We start from the raw sequence: 20,390 nt of genomic DNA on the forward strand, positions 1-20,390 counted from the left end.
CTACAATTGGCATGAATGAAAAGGGTATGCTCCATGCTCAAGACTGAGATCGACACCGCCAAGCGCACTGTAAATACAGACCGCGTGCAGATCACCATTGGTGAAGTCGCGACGATGTATTCGTCGGAAGAACTTAATATTCTCCCTGACTTCCAGCGGCTCCATCGCTGGAGCTTGGAGAAGAAATCCAACTTTGTTGAATCGATTTTGATTGGAATTCCCATTCCCCCCGTCTTCGTATTCGAGACAGATGAGGGCACATGGGAGCTTGTAGACGGGCTTCAACGTGTGTCAACGATTCTCGAATTCATGGGTTTACTTCGGGATGTCAACAATCCTGGCGAAACCAAGAGAAGCATCTTGGCTGGAACGAAATATCTTCCGAGCCTCGAAGGGGTTGCATGGGACGCGATCAACGCTGGAGAGGCAACTCTCGAAAAGTCCCTGCAGCTTTTCTTCCGGCGTGCCAGGCTCGACTTCGAGATTCTAAAGCACCCGAGTGACCCGAAGACCAAGTATGACTTATTCCAGCGACTCAACCGTGGTGGAGCCTATGCGAATGAACAGGAAGTCCGCACTTGCTCCATGGTCTTGGCGGACGAAGATTTCACGCAGAGGCTCAAGGACATCGCCGGCCGGCCAGAGGTTCAGGCGCTATTCGGTGTGACTAATGAACAGCACCAGAAACAGCGCGACCTCGAGTATCTCGTGCGTTTGATAGTCCACACCATGGTTGAATACTCGACAAAGATGGATATCGAAGAATACCTGAGCACAGGAATTCTTGAAGTAATCGAGAGCGGGCGCCAGGACGAAGCAATCGAAATGGTGAACTGGGTTATTGATACCCTACGAAATGTGGGAGGCGACGAAGCACTTTTGCCCGCAGAAGGACGCATCGATGGAGTCGGAGGCGGCAGGAGGTTCTCACTCCGAGCCTTGGAAGTCATAGGCGTTGGAATTGCGAAGAACCGAGAGGTGCTCGCTGCCAAACCTGATGCTGGTGAGTTCATTCGGGCCAGGATCGCGAGCTTTTGGATGAACCAGATCGTGGTAGAATTGAGCAGCGCAGGAATGCGGGGCACCACAAGAATTCAGCGAAGCGTTCCTTTCGGCGCAAATTGGTTCGATCCGGATGCCCAAAACAATTGACGACTTTTTCGACGACATCGATGCGGCAAGGTCGAACCGAGTCCGAGAGCTGTCGGAAATCAAAAGGCTATTCGGAACTCCATCGTCTACAGTTGACCCCATGGGTGTTCAGTCGAAGGCGCTCGTTGTTTTGAGCTACGCAGCCTGGGAAGGCTTCTATAACGAGTGCGTCGATGCCTACTGTGACTTCCTCCAAACACGAGGGAAAAAGGTCTCTGATGCGGGCTGGAAGATGCTTGTCGGAGCACTTGGAGCTGAATTCGATTCTTTGCGCGACCGAAACCATTCGCCGGTGGCAAAACGAGACTTCATCGAAAAGTTACAGCATAAGCTTGCCTGCAACTTCGCCGACTTCGATCGCAAGGCTGTAAAAGCGACGTCGAACCTTGATTGGGACAAGCTCGACCAGAATTTCCAGATACTCGATTTCGATCTGGCGCGATTTCAAAAACACCGAAATCGCCTACACAAGGAAGTGGTCGGTTGGCGTCATGGTGTCGCGCACGGTGATGCCCCGAATTTGGGAAGCTTGGATGCCTCGCAGCACATTTCGCTGGTCGGCGAAGTGATGACCTTGGTGGCAGACGTTTTCCAAGAGGCAATGTTGGAGCACTTGTAGAACTCGCCCACCAGAATGTCCGCTTTGGAGAAGCCGCGTCGCCGCGTTGCACCCCTCGATTAACGGCAGGTAAGGGCCGATGGTGTCGCCTTCCGTTTCAGTTAAGTGCTGTCAGCGCCGTCTTTTCGACAATCTTAGTCGTGAAACATTCTGCAGGACGCCACGAACAGCGGACATGTGCACACGTTCTGAATAGATCGCACGCAGTAATCCGTCGCGCGTAAGTGGTTCTACTAAGCGACCACCATGCACTGTGCCAGGATACAAAAGGAATAGTGGTGTCGGTCCAGTCGCAATATCGGCATTTGGGCCCAAGTAGTCGAAACATATTGGAACGGAGCTTTGCGACCAATCGCTTGGAAAAAGTTCATTGGCCTCGCTCATCAAGAACAGGTTGGTCCGTTCGCCACCTTGAAAAATCTCGACTAGCGCGTCCCGCCATCCCAGGATTTTCTTCCGATCGCCTTTGAGCCTGGAGCCATCAACCACCCAAAGCATATTCTTGTAGAAATTCTCACGGGCTCGACGTTCTTTGGGGTCGATATGGGAATGTTGGACCTCAACAGTGAGGCCCGCCAATGTGTGAACGTCAGCAATGTGCCTCTCACCAGTCTCTTGATCCGTTAAAACCTGCTCCTGCCAACGGAGTGGAAACTCGTTCTTCCAATTCCGATGCCAATCTGTTTCTGGCTCCCACCAAGGATCGCAGTCCACTTTGCTTTTGTGCGCCCAATGATGAACCCTAACCTCACCGCAACGAGGGATCATTTCAGACTTGCAAAAGGGGCATTGCCCAACAGTCGCGGGAATCGGTCTACTTCGATTGCCATTAACGATCGCAGATAACATTTGGTTGGGTCGAGCTTGAGTTGTTGAGATTGCCTGCTTGTAGTAGGTTTTTCAGCGACCGCGAATTGGTCCGGAAAACTTTGGATCATACGCGCCAGAATAGCAACATTGCCAATGATAAGTCTTCCTAGGGTGCGGCGCGACACAATATCCGCTCTAGAGAAACTGCGGCGCAGCACCGTATGGCATGTTTAAAGTCCGCAATGGGCCGAGTTCAGACCCTAGATTGCGATCAACGAACGAGGGCTTGGTCCGCAGCTTCGCCGTTGACGCAATTCTTCCCACGTTCGGTTGTAGGTAGAAGCCGCCGCTGAGAATGTGATTGCTTTTTTGGGTCCCGAGTCTAGTTGTCGGAATGCGATTTGGCCGATACGTTCGCTCTTGGTTGGGTCGCTAATCATCCTAGTTGGTATTGAGCTAGCTTCCCGGGGTCGCTGCGGAACCTGCCAGGATTCCCCCATCGATCGATAGCTCGGCGCCGGTGATGTAAGTAGCCTCGTCCGAGGCGAGAAGAACGGCCAAAGCCGCGACTTCTTCGGCCGTTCCGAACCGCCGCAATGGGGTGTCCGCGACCATGGCAGCTTCACGGTCAGCTCTCTCTGGTCCTTCACCCAACATCGGTTCCCACATAGGTGTCATTATCGCGGCGGGATGGATGGAATTGCACCGGATCGAAAGGCCTTGGCTTGCGCAATACAAGGCAACGGACTTTGTGTGATTGCGAACAGCAGCCTTAGAAGCCGCATAGGCCGCCGCCATCGGAATTCCGACAAGGCCAGATCGGGAAGAGATATTGATGATCGATCCAGCACCATTTCTTCGCATTGCCTTGATCCCATAACGGCAGCCTAAGAAAGTCCCGTCATTGTTCACGGCATGAACGGCTCGCCAGTCAGCCAAGCTGGCGTGCTCAGGATCGTGTGCAGGAGGGGTGCCGGTAGCGGAAGATTCAAAGCCCGTTACGCCAGCGTTGTTCACCAACACATCCAACACCGGAAACTCAGTCTCAACCCTTTGCCAATCCGCCTCCGACGAGACGTTAAGCTCGCGGAATATTGCGCCGATTTCATCTGCGGAACTTTGGCCGTTTTTGGCGTCGACATCTGTCAGAATGACGTCAGCGCCTTCTTCGCGAAACGCTTTGGCGATGGCCAGTCCTATTCCTCGGGCTCCTCCGGTAATGAGAGCGGTTTTCTTTTCCAACCTGGACATTGTGCGCTCCTGAGACAGATCCACGAAGGCTCAACGCATAAGTTGGATGCCGTTTGCCAGCTGACTTCTTCATGTAGTCAAATTGCAAAGACAACACCAGTCTGTCGGACCGTGGTCACACACTTCCTGGCTGGTGCACCAGCGACGCTCCACGCCTCCGAGATCCCGGGCCATTGACCCCGGATCAGTCTGAGTGCTTTATCGCTGCTATCAAAGGGAGACTCTCAAATGTTCGACAATTTCAAGTGCATGGTTGCCGCCGTAGCCGCCACGGTGGTCGTGTCATCTCCGGTTTGGGCCGAAACGCGCGTGACCTACAAGTCCGCCAAGGCGGGGACTTCATACTACCAAATGGGCGTCCAGATCGCCGAAGCCATGAAGGCCGGATCGGACGGGAACATCATTGTGACCGTGGAAGAAGGTCAGGGTTCGGTTCAGAACGTAATGGAAGTTCGCGCGCGCGGTGGCGACTATGTGTTCACTACACCGCCGGCCTTGGTTGGACTGGCTCAGGGCGGAAAAGCGATGTTTGAGGGCAAAAGCGATCCGTCCTTTGACGAGATCCGCGCCCTGTTCCCGATCCCTTCCTTGACCATGCATTTTGTTGTTTCCGCGGACAGCGGGATCGACAGCTTTGCAGACATGGAAGGCAAGACCATCCTCTTGGGAAAAGGCAGTTTTGGCGCGCGCGAAGGCGAGAAATACCTGAACTTGTTTGGACTTGAAGGCAAAGTCAATATTGCCGATGCAGAGCTCTCCAACGCTGTCGCCGCCCTGAAAAACGGCCAGATCGACGGCTTTGTTACCGCCGGCTCCTGGCCCGCCCCGAATGTGGTGGAAGCCGCCGCTTCGGCCGGTGTGAAAGTGCTGTCCCTGAGTGACGACCAAGTCGCGCAGACCAAGCGCGCCCGTCTGGTAATACCGGCCGGCACCTATGCTGGTCAGGATGAGGATATCGTGACGACCTCTCTGCCAGTTGTTGCGTATACCACCACCAAGATGGACGACGACACCGCTTATCAACTGACCAAGACCTTCTGGGAAAGCAAGAATGCGATGGCTGATACTGCGGCCTGGTGGGCCGGTGTTGATACCGATCTGATGGAAAACATCACGGGCAAGATCCATCCCGGAGCAATACGTTACTACAAGGAAGCGGGCATTGCGCTGACTGACGACCAAATGTAGCTCACCCTTCGAAAAGATTAAGCTGAGGCCGGGCCGAAATTGGCCCGGTTTTTCTGTCGGGAAGGAAACAACGTGACCGGATCGGTTGATCTTCCGCAAAAGTGGAGCCTGCGAGCCTTGTGGATTGCCTTGGCATTGGCTCTGGTCGCATTCCACATCGGGCTGGTCTTTCTGGGCCTTGTTCCCAACTTGGTGAGCCGACCGTTGCACCTGGCACTCATTCTGCCTTGGGTGTTCTTGTTCGGCGTGGTCGATCGCGCTCGTTTTGTCTCAGGTGCGGTGCTTTCCGCAATCGGTGTCGCCTCGGCGCTTTGGGTGGCCTGGAACCACGAAATGCTGGGGGACCAATATGGTTTTCTGGAAAGCCGTTTTCAGGTCGCGGTAGGTTTTGCGCTCTTGGCGGTGGTGATTGAAGCCGCAAGGCGCGCCATCGGCTGGCCGCTTCCCACAGTGGCAGCCCTCGCGCTGCTCTATGCCTTTTTCGGTCAGCACATACCCGGAGAGTTTGGTCATTCGGGAATGCCTCTGCGCTCATTCCTTGGGTCGATGACCATTGCAGAAGGTGGCATCTGGGGCAGCCTTACGGCCGTCTCCGTCGGCGTGGTCTCGATTTTCGTGATATTTGGCGCCGTCTTGAACGCCGGCGAGGCGGGACAGGGCTTCATGAATGTGGCAGCCGCTGCCGCTGGCCGACTCAAAGGCGGAGCGGCCAAGGTTTCCGTTTTGTCGTCTGCGCTGTTTGGCTCCATATCCGGTTCGGCCAGCGCAAATGTCGCTTCGACCGGAGCCATTACGCTCCCCGCCATGATGCGGTTGGGATACCCTAAGCGGCTGGCGGCGGGTGTCGAAGCCGTTGCAAGTTCGGGCGGACAGATCATGCCGCCGCTTATGGGAGCAGGCGCCTTTGTCATGGTCGAGCTCACGGGCGTCCCCTATACCCAGATCATGGGAGCCGCGCTTCTGCCTGCCATTCTCTATTTCTTGGCGGTCTGGGTGGGTATCAACGCCTACGCCACCCGATTTGAGCTCAAGGGGTTGGACCCGTCACAACGCCCGCAAACCCGCGATGTGGTCGTAACGTCCATGTTCTTCCTCGTGCCCTTCAGCGTGTTGATGGCCGGAATGTTCGCAGCCGGCTACACGCCCCAATATGCGGCATGCCTTGCCATTTTCGCAGGGGCATTCCTGTTGCTGATCGATGGCAAGCTGACGTTCGACGTGAACAGGACCGCAGACCGCGTAACCCAAGCGCTGGTCACTGCATCCCGGCAAGTGTCCATGATCGCGGCTATCATCTTCTGCGCCTCGATCATTATCGGTGTCTTGGGGGCGACTGGGCTGGGCGTAAAGATCACTTCCGTGATCCTCGAAGGGTCGGGGGGCGTGTTGTGGGCATCCTTGTTGCTGACTGCAATTGCCTGCCTGATCCTGGGCATGGAAGTGCCGACAACGGCGGCTTACGTGATCTGCGTATCGGTGGCCGGCCCGGCCTTGATGCAGCTTGGCCTTGAGCCACTCCAGGCACATTTGTTCGTTTTCTGGTTCGCGCTGTTATCCACGATTACGCCACCCGTATGTGGGGCGGTTTTCATCGCTGCTGGGATGGCGGGAGAAAACTGGATCAAGGTGGCGCTGACAGCGATGGCTTTAGGTGTCGGCCTCTATTTGATCCCGGTCGGGATGATCACTTGGCCGGATCTGATCCAACTTCCGTCGGAGCCAGTTGCTGCTATTACGGCATTTGTTGCCTTGGCCCTTGGGCTGTCAGCGTTGTCTTTCGCGCTGATTGGGCGAGCAAATATTTTGGTGAGAACAGCCTTGGGCCTCGCGAGCGTTGCGATCCTTTTGGGGCCGGTGATTGTGTGAGTTGGATCGCGATCTGCGGTATTGGCCTACGCATCATTTTTGGGGAGGCGCGGCCTGTTGCTACAATCCGGACTTATCGCCTTCGATCAGTGCAAAGCGACTATGGATTTCGCCGAGGTCCTTAGGCAACGAGAAAGCCATCAAGACAGCAGTTTCATTGATCCCTTGAGACGCTTTTCCGCATCGCTCGCAATGGCACGCAGACGCTCTCGACGAGCTGCATTTTCGTCGGACCCCTCTTGGTTTGGTGACAAACCGGTTTGTCCGCACCCTTTGTTTTCATCCTGAGCCGGACGCTTTTGGGTGTCTTGTTTTTTGCTTTCGTCGATCTTTGCCATTCCGTTTCTCCGTCTAGCCCTGAATCGTAGGGAATGGTTCCACCCATGGCAATCACCAAAGAAACCGTTTGCCTTTGAATAGCCGATGGGTTGGACCACAACCCTCTTTGCTCCGGGTCCGGGAATGGCTGAAGATTCAATTTGTGGGATCCGTAGCCCTCATGAACGAAGTCCTAGAATTCTCTCAAAATGCTGAAGGGGATGCGTTCCGGCTTCGCGCAGCTCAGAGAGCCAAAGCTCCCATTCAGTAAGAGACAAGGCACGCATTTTTCGATGGCTGCGATCTTTCGTCTAGCAACTCGAAATTCCGTCGGATTCGGGGCCAGCATTTCAGTTGGCTGGCCCCGGCAATTTGTTTTGTGCGTGTTAGAACAGTGTGTCCGTGAAAGTGGTCAAAGCGTTGTGACGTGGCGCCATGGCTGCACGTGCTACGCTGTTGACCGGGGTCGCAACTTCACGTTGTCCGAGCGGGAAAGTGAGACCAAGACGCACGGTATCAAGATCGCCGCTTACACCACCAACATCCAGGTCAGTCCGAACAAGTTCGAGGGAGACCTGACCAGGGAATTGGCTAATTTGACGGAGGTCGTAGTCGATGCCGACGCCAAGTGTCGTTGCATCCGCATCAATGTCACTCAGCGATTGGCGGCTGATACCGGCAAACGCTCCCCAACCTTGAGCGAATTGATAATATCCACCGATACCAAAGCTCGACAGAGCAATGCTTTCACCATAGCCCGAAAGCTCGCTGCGGACATAGTGAATACCGAGGACAGTCTGTTCGGATGGTTGATAGCGGAACAGCGCGCCGTAGTCCGTCCAGTCCACGCCATCAATATCCGGGGAGAACTCGGTTTCACCAATCCATGCTTCGAAGCCATAACCGTTGGCGGAGTAACCGCCCGTGACACCATAAGAGGTTGTGTCACCTGACAGATCGAACCCAAGCCCGGTATCGATATCCGCATCGGCATAGTCGAGGTAAGCACCTGCCGTTGCACCGTTGCTGAATTGATAGGTCAGGGTCGAGCCCAGATCTAGCAAACTCATATCGCCTGAGACGTCGTCCGGATCGATATTGGTAAGCTTGCCGTCCAAGCCTAGAAACAGGCTATTTTCAAAATCAAAAACACCAAAAGCGTCTAGCGATGGCGTTCCAATATCACCGCCTCCATCAGAAAGGGATGTATGCCCATAACCAACTGTTGCTGCCCCTTGAAAACTCTGAGCTGCGGCGGTAGTGGATGCGAAGATGGCGATCAGAGCGATCGATGTTTTGTCTATGGAAAACAAAGTCTTTTCTCCTTTTTTTTTGCTGTTTCCAAGCGCCGAATTATCCAAGGTCGGTAGCACATTCAATATCAAAATGAGACTTTTTCGAGCCTCTAACTCGCGAGGCAGAATCTATAAGTTTCCAATGAAAAAAGTGTGTAGTGGCTCAATACAGACTACCCATGGGCCTGTTTTTTTCGGACTGGCGCGCGCGCAAATGATGCATGCTTCGGCAGCATTGTCTCTATCAATCGCTATAGCTTTTTGATGTCATAGCGCACCAGCAGCTTATGAGTGAAAATGACATAGTATGACCGTCGTATACGTTAGCAGGGCAACGGAAACTTCGACCCGATGATGGCGGGTCTGGCTGCTAAGCTCGGTATCGGGAGGACGGTAATTGTCGCTTTAGGGCGTCGCTAGTGCTAGTTACTTTTCAGAATCAAACTCAACAATATGGGGCTCTTCGCAACCTCGATCGCGCGGCTGAAGTCTCTAAACTCCGATAGCGACCGCCACTATATCGCGCACAGTCAAGAGCATAGCCAGCTGCAATCACAGCTGCTCCGATGTCTCTGCCATCGGCGTAGCAAACGCCGACATAGCGATCATAGGTTCGCTCTCCTGTGAGCTTGCACTCAATGGATTTGCCACGCAGGTAGTTGACCATCCATCGGCGTGCATCTCGCCCAGCAGAGGTTCCCAATTCCGGTGCATCTACACCCTGCAATCTCACCGGTGTTCCATTTACAACAATCGTATCAGCATCTCGCACCTGCACGCCACCGGCCCATGCGGTGCTTGCAGTAAAAATCAACGTGGCAACTAGTCTCTTCAAAACAAATACAATCCTAGGTCTTTCGTCATTCGAGAATCTGAGTGGCAAGCCTTGTTTGGATTAGCTCATCTGCAACTAAGGCGTAAATCTGATCTGGAGGTGTGTTCAGCGAATAGAGCATGAGCGCTGGGTCGATGCCCATTTCGATAAGGTGCTGCATCGTTTCGCCTTGGCCCTTCTGAATGCCTTCTACGGCAAACACCACCGGGATCATACGCGGCTGTTCATAGTAATGCTGGTGCATTCCGACGACCCCTTTTTGAGACACAAGACGATCAATCCCACCCGCGAGAATATACGGGCATGAGGACATGCACACAGAACCTGCAAGAACTCCGGTATTTACTCCGGCTTCCCTCAAATGCTGTCCGATAATCAGTGCCTCTGAGACACGTCCACCGGGGCTGTGTAGCGCGACCAAGCCGGGTTTCTCGGTCATGTCTGAAAGGTATGAAATGAGCCGAGCAGCGTCCCCAGTCTCTATCTGACCGCTTAACAGAAGCACCTGCCCAAACTCGTCGAGCTCACTGACAGAAAAATCCAAACGCGCTGAAAAATTCGCCGGAACCGGCAAATCCTGCGGCCCATCGTTCAAAAATAGCGTCGGGTCAGTCCGATCGGTTCGATATTCACGCCGCTGGTCACCAGGTGATACCGGTCCAGACGGCAGTTCAACCCGATTTTTGAACGGATTTGAGAACTCTTCTGCGACATCGCTAAAGATAAGAACCGCTGCGATGACAAGCTGTAGGATCAGCACATATCTAAGACCGGAACGCGGATCGAAGCGCGATAGGTATTTCATCACGCGTCGTCTTTTTTCTGGGTCGCCCGCTCAATTACGGCAGCGTCTGCGACACCAAGCGTGGCCTCGACATCCTTCATCGCATTCATCGCCGCTCTCAGATCGGACAGCGTTAGAGTGTCCTCGATACTCATGCCGTCTTTTCCACTACGAATTGCGGCTTGAGTTATTGCCAGCACGAAGACCAGCACCGCAGGCAACAAGTCGATGGCAATTGCCCCCGCCCACGAGGGCACAAAGTTGCCCGCATAGATAATCACCGCGTCAGCGCTGGAGATTGGATTGTAGGCTGTCTCAATCGGCGGCTCCATGTCCAAAACCTCGTCAGCGGCGTTCTTAAGCGTCTTGCTGCGTTGATCGAGTGCGTTCAACACAGAGTTGATAGTTGAAGACTGCGCACTGCGGACATCAGAGCTACGTCCATCCAGCTCTGGGAGAACGACTGAAGAAGGCAGGTCTTCCGCCGCGCGCGCCACAAGAGGTGCTACGCTGTATTGGTTCAGGCGAGAGATTACTCCAGCCAGCTTTACGCTCTCTTCAGAAAACTGCACTGAGCGGCGCTCAACTGGCCCGGGCGCAACGGTTAGTTCGCGCATCTTTGCGAGGATTTCATTTCCCTGCTGGAAAGCTTCTTCGATCGGTTGCTGCTGGGCGGCGATTTGCTCTTCCAAGTTTCGGAGTTCTTCAGCCTTCTGTGTCAGCACGCGAAAGACAGCACCCCGTCCGGCTGTTCCGGAAAGATCGCCGGACTGCTCCAATTCCGCCAGTTCCTCAAAACTTTGGCGCGCACGCTCCACTTCACGACCCAGAGCTTGGCCGCTCAAAGCAATATCATTGGCTTGTTCTAATGCCGCCTGATAATCCCGAACCGTGTTCTCTAAGTGTTGTTCAACCGCAGCAGAACCGGCTAGTGCCGCCGCATTCAACCAACTGGACATCGCTATAATTGCGATTGACCCAACTATCGTAGAAATGGTCAATCCGATGAAGCCACTTGCTGTGCGCATCGACGGAAGCAACCTCAGCATATAGCTCCAGAACACGAAGATGCCGACAGATACCGCAACGGAGTAAGCCACAGCAGCAAAAAAAGAGACGGCTCCGTTATCTTCAAGCAGCGATGAGACACCAAGATAAGTGTAAATCCCGGAAGCTATTGCCAGGACCCCGAGAGCTGCTGGGGTGAACGTGTCAAGCCAGGCCAGGTGACTTTCAAGTTCCTTTGCAGTTCGAAGACCTTTTGCTTCTTCTGCCGTCAAACGCCCATTCCGTTCCGTCATGTTGACTCGCTACCCACTATCGAATTTGCACTCATCGAATAGTTAATCATCCGCTTTCGGGATTCAAACCGCAGATACCTCAATGGTTGAGCAGCTATCTGCGTCAAGCCTTCCCGCCATCGCACAACGCCAGGACGCGTGCTATCAGTAGGTCCAGTCGTCTGTAAGATCCATCAATTCGGTAAGAAGGGTGCCCGACTTTGGACAAATTGGCGGTCATGCATGCCTTTAGGCGCATTGTGGAACGTGGAAGTTTTGCGCGCGCGTCCGAGGACTTAGGCGTGTCACCAGCGTTGCTGAGTCGAGAAGTCAGACTCTTGGAAGAAAGCTTGGGCACGCTTCTTCTGACCCGGACCACTCGGTCCATGTCACTCACCGATGCCGGCCGACTGTATTACGAGGAGGCGCAGAACATTCTCGCTGCGGTAGGCGGCGTTGAGAACCGCATACGGGAGGGGGCCGGAGCGGTTCGCGGACACCTGCGCGTCAATGCGTCCAGCTCATTTGGCCAAGAGGTGATTGCGCCGATGCTGCCGAACTTCATGACGTCCTATCCTGATTTGCGGGTCACGCTGTCGATGGATGATCGCGTCGTCGACATGGTTGAAGGCGGTTTTGACGTGTCGATCCGCATTCGTGCAGCGATGCCAGACTCGGCGTTGGTTGCCCGAAAGATCGGTGCGGTGCGGCAAAGAGTGTATGCCTCGCCAGCTTATGTTGCGTCGGCCGGAATGCCGGAAAAACCCGAGGACGTAGCCCGGCACAAAGTGATCGGATTTCTTCTTGCCGATCACCTCACCACATGGACGCTTACTGGTCCGGATGGGACAACCACCGTTGAGCTCGACCCAATGATCCGCGTGGGGAACAGTCTTGTTCTGCGAGACTTGCTGGTTTCTGGACAAGGTATAGGGACATTGCCCGATTTCGTTTCGCGCCGCGCCGAAGCGCGGGGAGATCTGGTCCGCGTTCTTTCTGACTACGAGCTCCCAGCGCCTGAAATCTTTGCCGTAACAACATCAAGACTGGGTGCGGATGCAAAGGTATCAGCCTTTGTCGATCATTTGCGATCGGCGTTGCGCGACTGAGATTATTCAACCTGCGTAAAGAATGAAGTCAAACCAGACCGCTTACTGCGTGGTCGGGTATTTCCCATTCTCTCTGGCAAGCAAACGTCACGCCTGAGAGGTTCAAAATGACACGCATTCTAGTTCTTTATTATTCCAGCTACGGTCACGTCCGCGCCCTTGCAGAGGCTGAGGCGGAAGGCGCACGCAGCGTCGCCGGGACACATGTCGATCTGCGTCGCGTTCCGGAAACCGTCCCTGAAGAAATTCGCCGAAAAGCAGGGTTCTCCGAAGACAGAACCCCTGTGGCAAGCCCTGCCGACCTTGAGCGCTACGACGCCATCATCTTTGGCACACCAACCCTGTTCGGGATGATGGCGGGTCAGATGAAATCCTTTCTCGATCAAGCCGGCAGCCTTTGGGCGCGAAATGCATTGGTTGGCAAGGTCGCGGCGGTTTTTGCCTCCACCGGCTCGCAGCATGGCGGGCACGAAGCGACGCTGCTAACCACGCAAGTCCCGCTCCAGCACTTTGGAATGCTGATCGTTGGCATGCCTTATACCTATGTTGGCCAAACCACGGCTGACGAAATCGTCGGCGGCGCGCCCTACGGCGCTGGCACCATCGCTGGCGCGGATGGCTCGCGCAGTCCGACAGAGAAGGATCTCGCCGGTGCGCGGTTTCAGGGCAAACATGTTGCGCGGATCGCAGCGCGGCTGGCCGGGGCGAACCTTCATGAGGAGGCCGCGTGATGGCGACCCTCACTGTAGAGTTCTACCACGATGTCGTGTGCTGCTGGTGTTTCAACATTTCCTCACGGTTGCGCGAGCTTGCCACCGAGTTCGATTTGAAGGTCGTGCATAGAACTTTTGTCCTGCAGGCAAGTCGCGCAGAAATGGCAGCCCGGTGGGGCACACCGGATCAGGCCCGTGAGACCATTCTGAGCCATTGGTCGGTTTGCCGACAGGTCAGCGACCGGCCCGAATTGGTAGATATCGATGCGATGCGCACGGCTAAATTCGACTATCCGCACGGATTGACCGCAGCCATCGGTTGCAAGTCAGCGGAACGCTTGGGCGGACAGCCTGCCCATTGGGAAATGTTCGACCGCCTCCAATTGGCCCATCTCAGCGCGGCGCGCAACGTCGCGGACACCGAGGTTGTGTTTAGCATCGCAGACGAGCTGGGTTACGACGCCCGCTTGTTCGCCGAAGTGCTCAGGGATCCGGCAACCGTCCGGGCGGTGGAGCAAGACCGACACCGCGCGCGCGCTCTGCAAGTTCACTCTGTTCCGACCCTCATCATACGAGAAACCGGCACTCGTCTGGTCAATGGGCCAACCGATGACCTTGCCGCGCAGTTGCGAACTGCCATGCGCCTGGTCGCCTGAAAGGAGAACGCCATGAAACGCATCATTCGTTGGGTTTTCAAACCCAACCAACCGCCACGCCATGAGCGTTGCGATCTGCCACCTGAACTGCGTCGCGACATGGGGTTTCCGCCGTGTCCGCAACGTCCCCGCTTGAAGATCCACACTCTGTGGTGATTGAGAATCTGGAGCTCTGCTATGTCCCGCGCAACCGACATCTTTCTGACCGCTCTGGCACCCGCCGTCTGGGGCAGCACCTACCTGGTTACGACCGAGGCTTTGCCGGACGGCTACCCGATCACCTTGGCGGCCTTGCGCGCGCTACCCGCCGGGCTGCTTCTTCTGGCGCTCACACGCTGTCTGCCACATCGCGCCTGGCTGGGTAGGGTCTTTCTGCTGGGCGCCTTCAATTTTGCAGTGTTTTGGGTGCTGCTGTTCATTGCGGCCTATCGCCTTCCAGGCGGCGTTGCGGCGACTTTGGGTGCTCTTCAGGCAATGATGGTTATCTTTATGTCGCATGGTTGGCTCGGCACTCCCATCCGGATCGGGGCAGTTGCGGCAGCGGCGACTGGTGTTTTTGGAGTGGCCCTGTTGCTTGTCACACCGGAGGCCGCGTTGGACCCTGTCGGTATTGCCGCAGGTCTTGGCGGGGCCGCGTCGATGGCGGCGGGAACTGTTCTGAGCCGGAAATGGCAACCACCAGTCTCAGCATTGAGCTTCACCGCGTGGCAATTGACGGCAGGTGGTTTGGTGCTGGTGCCAGTCGCATTGATCCTTGAGCCGCCTCTACCGGCGCTCAGCGCTACAAATGTTGCCGGTCTTTTGTGGCTTGGATTGATTGGTGCCGCAGCTACCTATGCTCTTTGGTTCCGTGGTATAGCGCGTCTAGAACCCAGTGCGGTTTCGATGCTAGGGATGATGAGCCCCTTGACAGCTGTCGCGCTCGGTTGGGTATTTCTTGGACAGGGGTTGAGTTTTACTCAGTTGCTAGGATCAACGTTAGTCATCGGCTCTGTTGTGGTCGGCCAAAGCGTGGGTCGAAGGGACTATTCGGGATTGAAAGATCCAAGATCAGAAACACCCGAGTCCGCCTGATGGATAGCTTTCTGTTGACAATCCGCCACTCGGGCAAGCGGGTGGGGAATGGCTGGAAGTTTCATTTTTACTCGTTCGGTGGGTCCTTTCATAATCGAAGTCTTAGGTATCGCTCCGAACGATGGCAGGGATGCATTCTGGTGCCCCGTCTCCGAATGATCCAAACCTCCTGTAGATACTATGGAACGGTGGTTGATCAACAGTTTGGCATCTGCGTCTGTTATCATGATAGGCAACAGACCCGGTAGAGCAAGCTAGCGGGATTTTCACTTTCAAAACTTTCTGACGTGCAGCGATTTCAGGATGAGTGTTGACACTTTGTTCAATACTCCGCGATATGTAGTGAAATCAATCAAACGAGGCACGACATGCGGGGGAACCTAACTTCACTTGAGCTATGCGCCGGCGCTGGCGGCCAAGCGCTAGGAGTGGAAAATGCCGGGTTCGGTCACGAAGCTCTAGTGGAAGTTGACGACTGGTGCCGCAAGACGCTGGTGCTGAACCGACCTAGGTGGAATGTCGTCGAAGGCGAACAAGCAGACCTTACCAGGTTCGACGCGCGGCCTTATGCTGGTGTTGACCTTGTGGCTGGTGGTGTTCCGTGCCCGCCGTTTTCGAAGGCTGGAAAGCAGCTAGGTGCTGCTGATGAGCGAGACTTGTTCCCTGAAGCGTTGCGCGTTGTGGACGAAGTGCGCCCGAAGGCAGTCATGCTTGAAAACGTGCGGGGCTTTATGGACGCGGTGTTCCATGACTATAGACAGAAGCTTAAGACCCAGCTCAAGAAGATGGGCTACACCTTCGCTGATTGGCACTTATACAACGCCAGTGATTTTGGCGTCTCTCAACTGCGTCCCCGCGTCGTTATTGTAGCAGTTCGGAGGGAATACGCAGATAAGTTCGAGTGGCCAAAAGGTGGTGACATGCAGCCCCCGACTGTGGGTGAACTACTTCACGACCTCATGGCTGCGCGTGGTTGGCAAGGCGCGGATGCGTGGCGTCATCATGCTGATGAGATCGCACCGACTATCGTGGGTGGTTCCAAGAAGCATGGCGGCCCAGATCTAGGGCCGACCAGAGCCAAGCGAGCCTGGGAGAGCTTGAATGTGAATGGCAAGACCATTGCGGATGAGGCACCGGACCCGGACTTCACAGGGATGCCGCGCTTGACTGTGCGAATGGTGGCCCGTTTGCAGGGCTTCCCAGATGACTGGCAGTTCGCTGGCCGAAAGACCGCAGCTTATCGGCAGGTCGGTAACGCCTTTCCTCCGCCTGTCGCGCAAGCTGTAGCGCAAAGTCTAAAGACGGCAATAACGGCGCGGTCTTTATATGCGGTAGCATAATGGACGCTTGGCTTCTTCAAGCACGCAGACGGTTCCACGCAGAGTGCTTGGCCGGACCAATCACCAAGACGAAGGGTGTGCCGTCCATCGCGGACGTATCGAACAAGTCGAGCCGTGAAATTGCTACGGCTTTGGTGGCGAAGATCGGCGCCACCCAGGACCTTGCAGAGAAACCAGCAGGCCAGACAGCCGGGAATATGTTCGAAACGGCCTGCCAAGCGTTTATTGCCGAGTGCTTTACGCAGTTCAAACACCTACGCCCCGGAACATTTTCGGTGGTGAAAGGGCAGGCAATTTCGCGGTTTGATCAGTATGCGCATCTGGATGAGTTGCGCACTCTGGCAGATGCTAGCCGCGAGTTGAAGACCCACTTGGGCACCGACTACTTAATCAAGCCTGACGTTGTGGTGATCCGTGAGCCCGAACCCGATGAGACCATCAATGTGAATGCTGCCCTCGTAGATGAATCTGTAGCCCGCTACACAGCGCTGCGCACCTCAAATGGCGCGAGCGCGACGCTTCACGCGTCGGTTAGCTGCAAGCTCACCATACGGTCAGACCGCGTTCAGAACACCCGCTCCGAGGCGCTAAACCTTGTCAGGAACCGTAAGGGTCGCTTGCCGCACATCGTAGCAGTCACGGCAGAGCCGGTGCCGTCACGCATCGCGGCAATCGCGCTTGGGACCGGCGATATGGACTGCGTTTACCATTTCGCGTTACCCGAGCTGGTGGAGACATTGCGTAACCAGGAGCGCGAGACCTTGGAACTTGTTGAAACCATGATTGAAGGCCAGAGACTTCGCGATATCGCGGATCTTCCGCTTGACCTTCTGATCTGACGCTACGTCTTCCGGCCAATTCTTAGGCCGGGCGCACGGTCAAAAATGGCCACGTAAGCTATTGATTTTAAATGGCGAGGTGGAGGTTCAAGTCCCTCCACCCGCACCACCGGAAATCGTTGATAAATCTTTGGTTTCTCCCCTGTATGGTCCTGTGATCCTAGCAGAGTTTCGCAATTTGCTTCGCGCTTTCCCGGTTTGTCGCTGTTTGGTTGCCGCTTATGTTGTGTCCGTTTCGACGCCTTTCTATGGTCCGGGCCCAAAGCATATTTCTTGCAACCTCAACTTCCGCTGCAGCACTTTGGGATGCTGATCGTTGGCATGAGGAATGGCTAGAAGCTTCGTTTAAGCTCGTTCGCCGGATCCTTTCATCATCGAAGTCCCAGGTTTTCCTCCGAATGATGAAGGGGATGCATACTGGCGCCACCACCTCCGGATGATCCAAACCTCCTGAAGCCATGGAGGAATAGTGGTCGAGCAGCCAAGCGCCGAGAGCGCTCAGGGCGTGCGTTAATACTTTACTGCTGTCGTGTATCGAAAACTGCATTGGACGCTGCCAGTGCGCGCCCCAGCCAGCCGGGTGCTAATCGTAGAAAACGTTAAGAGTTCAGACTGCATAAACTTACGTCAGAGCAGCGGCAGGTCAGTAGAAATGACGTGGAAAGGTATTCGTGCCCAAATGACAGTTAGCAAACGAAACCCGGTTCGCTCGCTCGAGTTCATACCTCCAAAGCAGAAACAGTCTCTTGGTCCGGAACAGCGTAGATCTTGAGCGGGAAAGAGGAGCTTTGCCCTACCTTAGATGTATGTATTAAGTAAGAGGTATATATATTAGTAGAGAGACGGCATTGGGAGCTTAAGGGAAAGCGGAGCTTCCGGATACTAAGTAGTTGCAGAGTGGTTTCTTGCAGATCAAGTCCTGTGTAGTTAGTTCCGGCACTGAAACACATTTTTCACATTTGTGTAGGCCTTCACAAATGAGAAAGTGAGGAGTCAGTATGATATTCTACGTTCTGCTAACCTACGGAAATCGACCCACCGGGGCGATCAAAAGTCACCCTGCGGCAAGAGCCCAATTGGCACTGATCAATCGAGTTGTATCTCTAAATCCGCAAATCAAACCCAAGGTTGTGTTCGACTATGCTCGTAGCGTTGAGGGTCTACGTTCACTACCCCGACTTGCGAATGTCCTCGCTAGATTGCAAGGCTTTGATGGCCCAAAAGTGGGAGTCGATGATTTGTCTCGGTTGTTTCGCATAGCAGAATTGAGAGACCGAGAACGGCTACTCAAGGAACTGCAAGTCTATGGCTCCATTCTATTCTCGCTAAAGCACCAGAAAACCCTATCAAAATTCTCAACTGACGAGATGCACAACCTTATCCTGCATGCTGAAAAATCGAAGTCGCCGGCTCAGCAGCAACGAGCAGGTGATACTGCCAACGCCCGAGCAGCATCCATAATTTCCCGGAAGGGCAGATCAATCGCGGTTGCAAGACAGCTCCAAGCTTTGAAAAACGAATTGCTTCAGAGAGAAGTCCCGGTGGGAAATCAAAATGTTGCAGACGAAGCCAATGCGCGAGGTATTCGAACCACCAGAGGAGGCAAATGGACAGCTCAGAATGTCGACCGCATGCTCAAGTCATTAGAGCGAGTATCCGTAGAATTCGTTTCGGGTCAGGACCATGCCCGCGACCAGTAGTGCGGCGCGAAGCATGCTGGTCCTGCCCGGCATCTGGTCGTAGCGAACATTGCCTTTGACCTGCCCCCCCGCAAAATCCCTCACCATGAAGTAGAGTCTGCCCAACCTATGTAGGAGCAGACGAATACGGAAGAGCCGTCTTTCAACACCGTCGGGCCGCACTCATCGCTCGGGAACAAAACGCCGGACGCTTGAGCAATTTGAAGGCTCCGCGCCCGGGGCGCTTGCCAAACCCGAAACCGACGACTACCAAAATCAAACCCGCAGACTCTCGTCATGAACGAAGGGCCAGCGGGGGCAGATCAAAATTTCTTTCGTTTATTTTCAATATTTTAAAACTTTTTTTCCCAAAACTTCGCGCATCGCAGCTCCTCGTCGCTATAGACAACTCAACTTGATCGAGGAGAGCAAAAGGTGACACGACCGTATACCCCGGAATCCCTTGCAGAGCGTTGGGATTGCAGCGCTGAAACTGTGCGGCAGCTCTGCAAGTCAGGCCGACTGAGTTCGTTTAGAATTGGTCGGCTTTTTCGCATCCCTTCACAGGCAGTAGAGGAATTTGAGCAGTGCAGGAATACACAATCGGCCGCCTCAAAGGTCGCTTCGTCGTTGTCTGGTATGAGAAAGATGGAAAAAGACGCCGGTATCGTCTTGATGCGGAAACCCGTGAGGCAGCTGAAGCAGAAGCGCGGGATATCCTCCTCTCCGCAACAGCCCAGAAAAGCCGGTTGACCGTGGAAATGATCTGGCATGCATATAGCGAAACCGTCGTAGGCCGCCCGGTCCATGAAGACATGAAATACACAGGGCGTTCGGTTCTGCCTTGGTTCGGATCTCTTCGCCCTGATCAGATCAGTGCGAATGACTGCCGTGCCTATATTGCGGACCGGAAGAGAGCGGGAATTCAGGATGGAACGATCTGGACCCAACTGGGGAAACTGAGAACATGTTTGAATTGGGCGGCGAAGACAGGGCTGATTGAGCGAGCGCCCTACATAGAACGCCCTAGCAAACCTGCGCCGAAAGAGAGATACTTAACGCGCGACGAGATCAGGAAGCTGCTTTCAGTTGATTGCGCACCCCACATCAAGTTGGCGATCCGGCTGATGCTGTCGACAGCGGCACGAGTGACTGCCGTCTTGGAACTCACCTGGGACAGGGTAGACTTCTCGCGCCGCCAGATAAATCTTCGCACCGGTGAGGGGCGGAGAAAAGGTCGCGCCATAGTGCCCATCACCGACGGTCTCCATTCAGCGTTGATAGACGCACAAGAAGCAGCACTTTCGGAGTATGTGATTGAATGGGCGGGCGGTCCTGTGAAGTCTATCAAGAAAGGGTTCAAGGCGGCTGCGGACGCCGCTGGGCTGCGGAACGTTTCGCCGCATGTTCTTCGGCATACTGCGGCAGTCCATATGGCTGAGGCAGGAATTTCGATGGATGAGATAGCTCAGTATCTCGGCCACACCGATACCAGAATCACGGCGTCGACCTATGCTCGGTTCAGTCCCGAGCATCTGCGGAAGGCTGCCAGAGTTCTGGAGTTCGAATAGCAATGAGGTTC

The 20,390-nt window shown here is 54.8% G+C and carries 19 protein-coding genes and 2 pseudogenes; 14 read left to right on the forward strand and 7 right to left on the reverse strand.

What is annotated here, in order from left to right; translation table 11 throughout:
- Positions 1-33: 33 nt before the first annotated feature.
- On the forward strand, positions 34-1,152 hold the full coding sequence (locus tag ACR0BA_RS09100; RefSeq protein ID WP_480727549.1) for a DUF262 domain-containing protein: 1,119 nt from the start codon (positions 34-36) through the stop codon (positions 1,150-1,152).
- Positions 1,136-1,771 (forward strand): MAE_28990/MAE_18760 family HEPN-like nuclease, encoded by a 636-nt coding sequence (locus tag ACR0BA_RS09105; RefSeq protein ID WP_480727551.1) that lies wholly within the window; start codon positions 1,136-1,138, stop codon positions 1,769-1,771. The genes ACR0BA_RS09100 and ACR0BA_RS09105 overlap by 17 nt, the downstream gene beginning before the upstream one ends.
- 111 nt (positions 1,772-1,882) lie before the next feature.
- Here ACR0BA_RS09105 and ACR0BA_RS09110 read toward each other — a convergent pair whose 3' ends face one another.
- Positions 1,883-2,620 carry a competence protein CoiA gene (locus ACR0BA_RS09110; RefSeq protein ID WP_480727552.1) on the reverse strand — a complete coding sequence of 246 codons (738 nt, stop codon included), beginning with the start codon at positions 2,618-2,620 and terminating at the stop codon, positions 1,883-1,885.
- 417 nt (positions 2,621-3,037) lie between these two features.
- Complete coding sequence (locus ACR0BA_RS09115; RefSeq protein ID WP_480727553.1) at positions 3,038-3,832, reverse strand: SDR family oxidoreductase; 795 nt, start codon at positions 3,830-3,832, stop codon at positions 3,038-3,040.
- Positions 3,833-4,060: 228 nt separating this feature from the next.
- On the opposite strand from ACR0BA_RS09115, the gene ACR0BA_RS09120 reads away from it, so the two are divergent.
- Together ACR0BA_RS09120 and ACR0BA_RS09125 are read left to right on the forward strand one after the other, a co-directional pair.
- A complete protein-coding gene (locus ACR0BA_RS09120; protein WP_480727555.1) occupies positions 4,061-5,020 on the forward strand; it encodes a TAXI family TRAP transporter solute-binding subunit in 960 nt (319 codons plus the stop codon).
- 72 nt (positions 5,021-5,092) lie between these two features.
- Positions 5,093-6,886 (forward strand): TRAP transporter permease, encoded by a 1,794-nt coding sequence (locus ACR0BA_RS09125; protein WP_480727557.1) that lies wholly within the window; start codon positions 5,093-5,095, stop codon positions 6,884-6,886.
- Positions 6,887-7,026: 140 nt separating this feature from the next.
- On the opposite strand, the gene ACR0BA_RS09130 is transcribed toward ACR0BA_RS09125, so the two are convergent.
- The 5 genes from ACR0BA_RS09130 to ACR0BA_RS09150 form a co-directional block, all read right to left on the reverse strand.
- Complete coding sequence (locus ACR0BA_RS09130) at positions 7,027-7,224, reverse strand: hypothetical protein (RefSeq protein WP_480623552.1); 198 nt, start codon at positions 7,222-7,224, stop codon at positions 7,027-7,029.
- Positions 7,225-7,590: 366 nt separating this feature from the next.
- On the reverse strand, positions 7,591-8,577 hold the full coding sequence (locus ACR0BA_RS09135; protein WP_480727558.1) for a porin family protein: 987 nt from the start codon (positions 8,575-8,577) through the stop codon (positions 7,591-7,593).
- A 367-nt stretch (positions 8,578-8,944) separates the two neighbouring features.
- Entirely contained in the window at positions 8,945-9,277 is a 333-nt protein-coding gene (locus tag ACR0BA_RS09140; protein WP_367646573.1) for a thermonuclease family protein, read from the reverse strand.
- A gap of 82 nt (positions 9,278-9,359) precedes the next feature.
- The gene (locus ACR0BA_RS09145) at positions 9,360-10,139 is read right to left on the reverse strand and encodes a COG3904 family protein (RefSeq protein WP_480727560.1); all 780 of its coding nucleotides are present in this window, start codon (positions 10,137-10,139) and stop codon (positions 9,360-9,362) included.
- A complete protein-coding gene (locus ACR0BA_RS09150) occupies positions 10,139-11,419 on the reverse strand; it encodes a hypothetical protein (protein WP_170343017.1) in 1,281 nt (426 codons plus the stop codon). The genes ACR0BA_RS09145 and ACR0BA_RS09150 overlap by 1 nt, the downstream gene beginning before the upstream one ends.
- Before the next feature lie 200 nt (positions 11,420-11,619).
- On the opposite strand from ACR0BA_RS09150, the gene ACR0BA_RS09155 reads away from it, so the two are divergent.
- The 10 genes and pseudogenes from ACR0BA_RS09155 (at position 11,620) to ACR0BA_RS09200 (ending at position 20,379) form a co-directional block, all read left to right on the forward strand.
- Positions 11,620-12,507 (forward strand): LysR family transcriptional regulator, encoded by an 888-nt coding sequence (locus ACR0BA_RS09155; protein ID WP_480727561.1) that lies wholly within the window; start codon positions 11,620-11,622, stop codon positions 12,505-12,507.
- Positions 12,508-12,614: 107 nt separating this feature from the next.
- Complete coding sequence (gene wrbA / locus ACR0BA_RS09160; protein ID WP_480727563.1) at positions 12,615-13,238, forward strand: NAD(P)H:quinone oxidoreductase; 624 nt, start codon at positions 12,615-12,617, stop codon at positions 13,236-13,238.
- On the forward strand, positions 13,238-13,876 hold the full coding sequence (locus ACR0BA_RS09165; RefSeq protein ID WP_480727886.1) for a DsbA family oxidoreductase: 639 nt from the start codon (positions 13,238-13,240) through the stop codon (positions 13,874-13,876). The genes wrbA and ACR0BA_RS09165 overlap by 1 nt, the downstream gene beginning before the upstream one ends.
- A 177-nt stretch (positions 13,877-14,053) precedes the next feature.
- On the forward strand, positions 14,054-14,950 hold the full coding sequence (locus tag ACR0BA_RS09170; RefSeq protein ID WP_480727565.1) for an EamA family transporter: 897 nt from the start codon (positions 14,054-14,056) through the stop codon (positions 14,948-14,950).
- A gap of 368 nt (positions 14,951-15,318) precedes the next feature.
- A complete protein-coding gene (locus ACR0BA_RS09175) occupies positions 15,319-16,290 on the forward strand; it encodes a DNA cytosine methyltransferase (RefSeq protein ID WP_480727567.1) in 972 nt (323 codons plus the stop codon).
- 47 nt (positions 16,291-16,337) lie between these two features.
- Positions 16,338-17,129: an NgoMIV family type II restriction endonuclease gene (locus ACR0BA_RS09180; protein WP_480727568.1), complete on the forward strand. Its 792-nt coding sequence runs from the start codon at positions 16,338-16,340 to the stop codon at positions 17,127-17,129.
- Positions 17,130-18,127: 998 nt separating this feature from the next.
- Complete coding sequence (locus ACR0BA_RS09185) at positions 18,128-18,829, forward strand: hypothetical protein (RefSeq protein ID WP_480727570.1); 702 nt, start codon at positions 18,128-18,130, stop codon at positions 18,827-18,829.
- Between the two features lie 141 nt (positions 18,830-18,970).
- Positions 18,971-19,109, forward strand: a pseudogene (locus ACR0BA_RS09190) (IS3 family transposase); the annotation flags it as partial.
- Between the two features lie 134 nt (positions 19,110-19,243).
- Positions 19,244-19,378, forward strand: a pseudogene (locus ACR0BA_RS09195) (excisionase family DNA-binding protein); the annotation flags it as partial.
- Positions 19,379-19,395: 17 nt separating this feature from the next.
- Positions 19,396-20,379 carry a tyrosine-type recombinase/integrase gene (locus ACR0BA_RS09200; protein WP_480727571.1) on the forward strand — a complete coding sequence of 328 codons (984 nt, stop codon included), beginning with the start codon at positions 19,396-19,398 and terminating at the stop codon, positions 20,377-20,379.
- Positions 20,380-20,390: the final 11 nt, after the last annotated feature.

This window comes from Ruegeria sp. CI5 (assembly GCF_056536885.1).

Coding starts and splice junctions, on each gene's coding strand:
- ACR0BA_RS09100 (WP_480727549.1), top strand. CDS start 34: ATGCTCAAGACTGAGATCGACACCGCCAAGCGCACTGTAAATACAGAC.
- ACR0BA_RS09110 (WP_480727552.1), bottom strand. CDS start 2,620: ATGTTATCTGCGATCGTTAATGGCAATCGAAGTAGACCGATTCCCGCG.
- ACR0BA_RS09120 (WP_480727555.1), top strand. CDS start 4,061: ATGTTCGACAATTTCAAGTGCATGGTTGCCGCCGTAGCCGCCACGGTG.
- ACR0BA_RS09165 (WP_480727886.1), top strand. CDS start 13,238: ATGGCGACCCTCACTGTAGAGTTCTACCACGATGTCGTGTGCTGCTGG.
- ACR0BA_RS09115 (WP_480727553.1), bottom strand. CDS start 3,832: ATGTCCAGGTTGGAAAAGAAAACCGCTCTCATTACCGGAGGAGCCCGA.
- ACR0BA_RS09170 (WP_480727565.1), top strand. CDS start 14,054: ATGTCCCGCGCAACCGACATCTTTCTGACCGCTCTGGCACCCGCCGTC.
- wrbA (WP_480727563.1), top strand. CDS start 12,615: ATGACACGCATTCTAGTTCTTTATTATTCCAGCTACGGTCACGTCCGC.
- ACR0BA_RS09150 (WP_170343017.1), bottom strand. CDS start 11,419: ATGACGGAACGGAATGGGCGTTTGACGGCAGAAGAAGCAAAAGGTCTT.
- ACR0BA_RS09175 (WP_480727567.1), top strand. CDS start 15,319: ATGCGGGGGAACCTAACTTCACTTGAGCTATGCGCCGGCGCTGGCGGC.
- ACR0BA_RS09145 (WP_480727560.1), bottom strand. CDS start 10,139: ATGAAATACCTATCGCGCTTCGATCCGCGTTCCGGTCTTAGATATGTG.
- ACR0BA_RS09105 (WP_480727551.1), top strand. CDS start 1,136: ATGCCCAAAACAATTGACGACTTTTTCGACGACATCGATGCGGCAAGG.
- ACR0BA_RS09130 (WP_480623552.1), bottom strand. CDS start 7,224: ATGGCAAAGATCGACGAAAGCAAAAAACAAGACACCCAAAAGCGTCCG.
- ACR0BA_RS09185 (WP_480727570.1), top strand. CDS start 18,128: ATGATATTCTACGTTCTGCTAACCTACGGAAATCGACCCACCGGGGCG.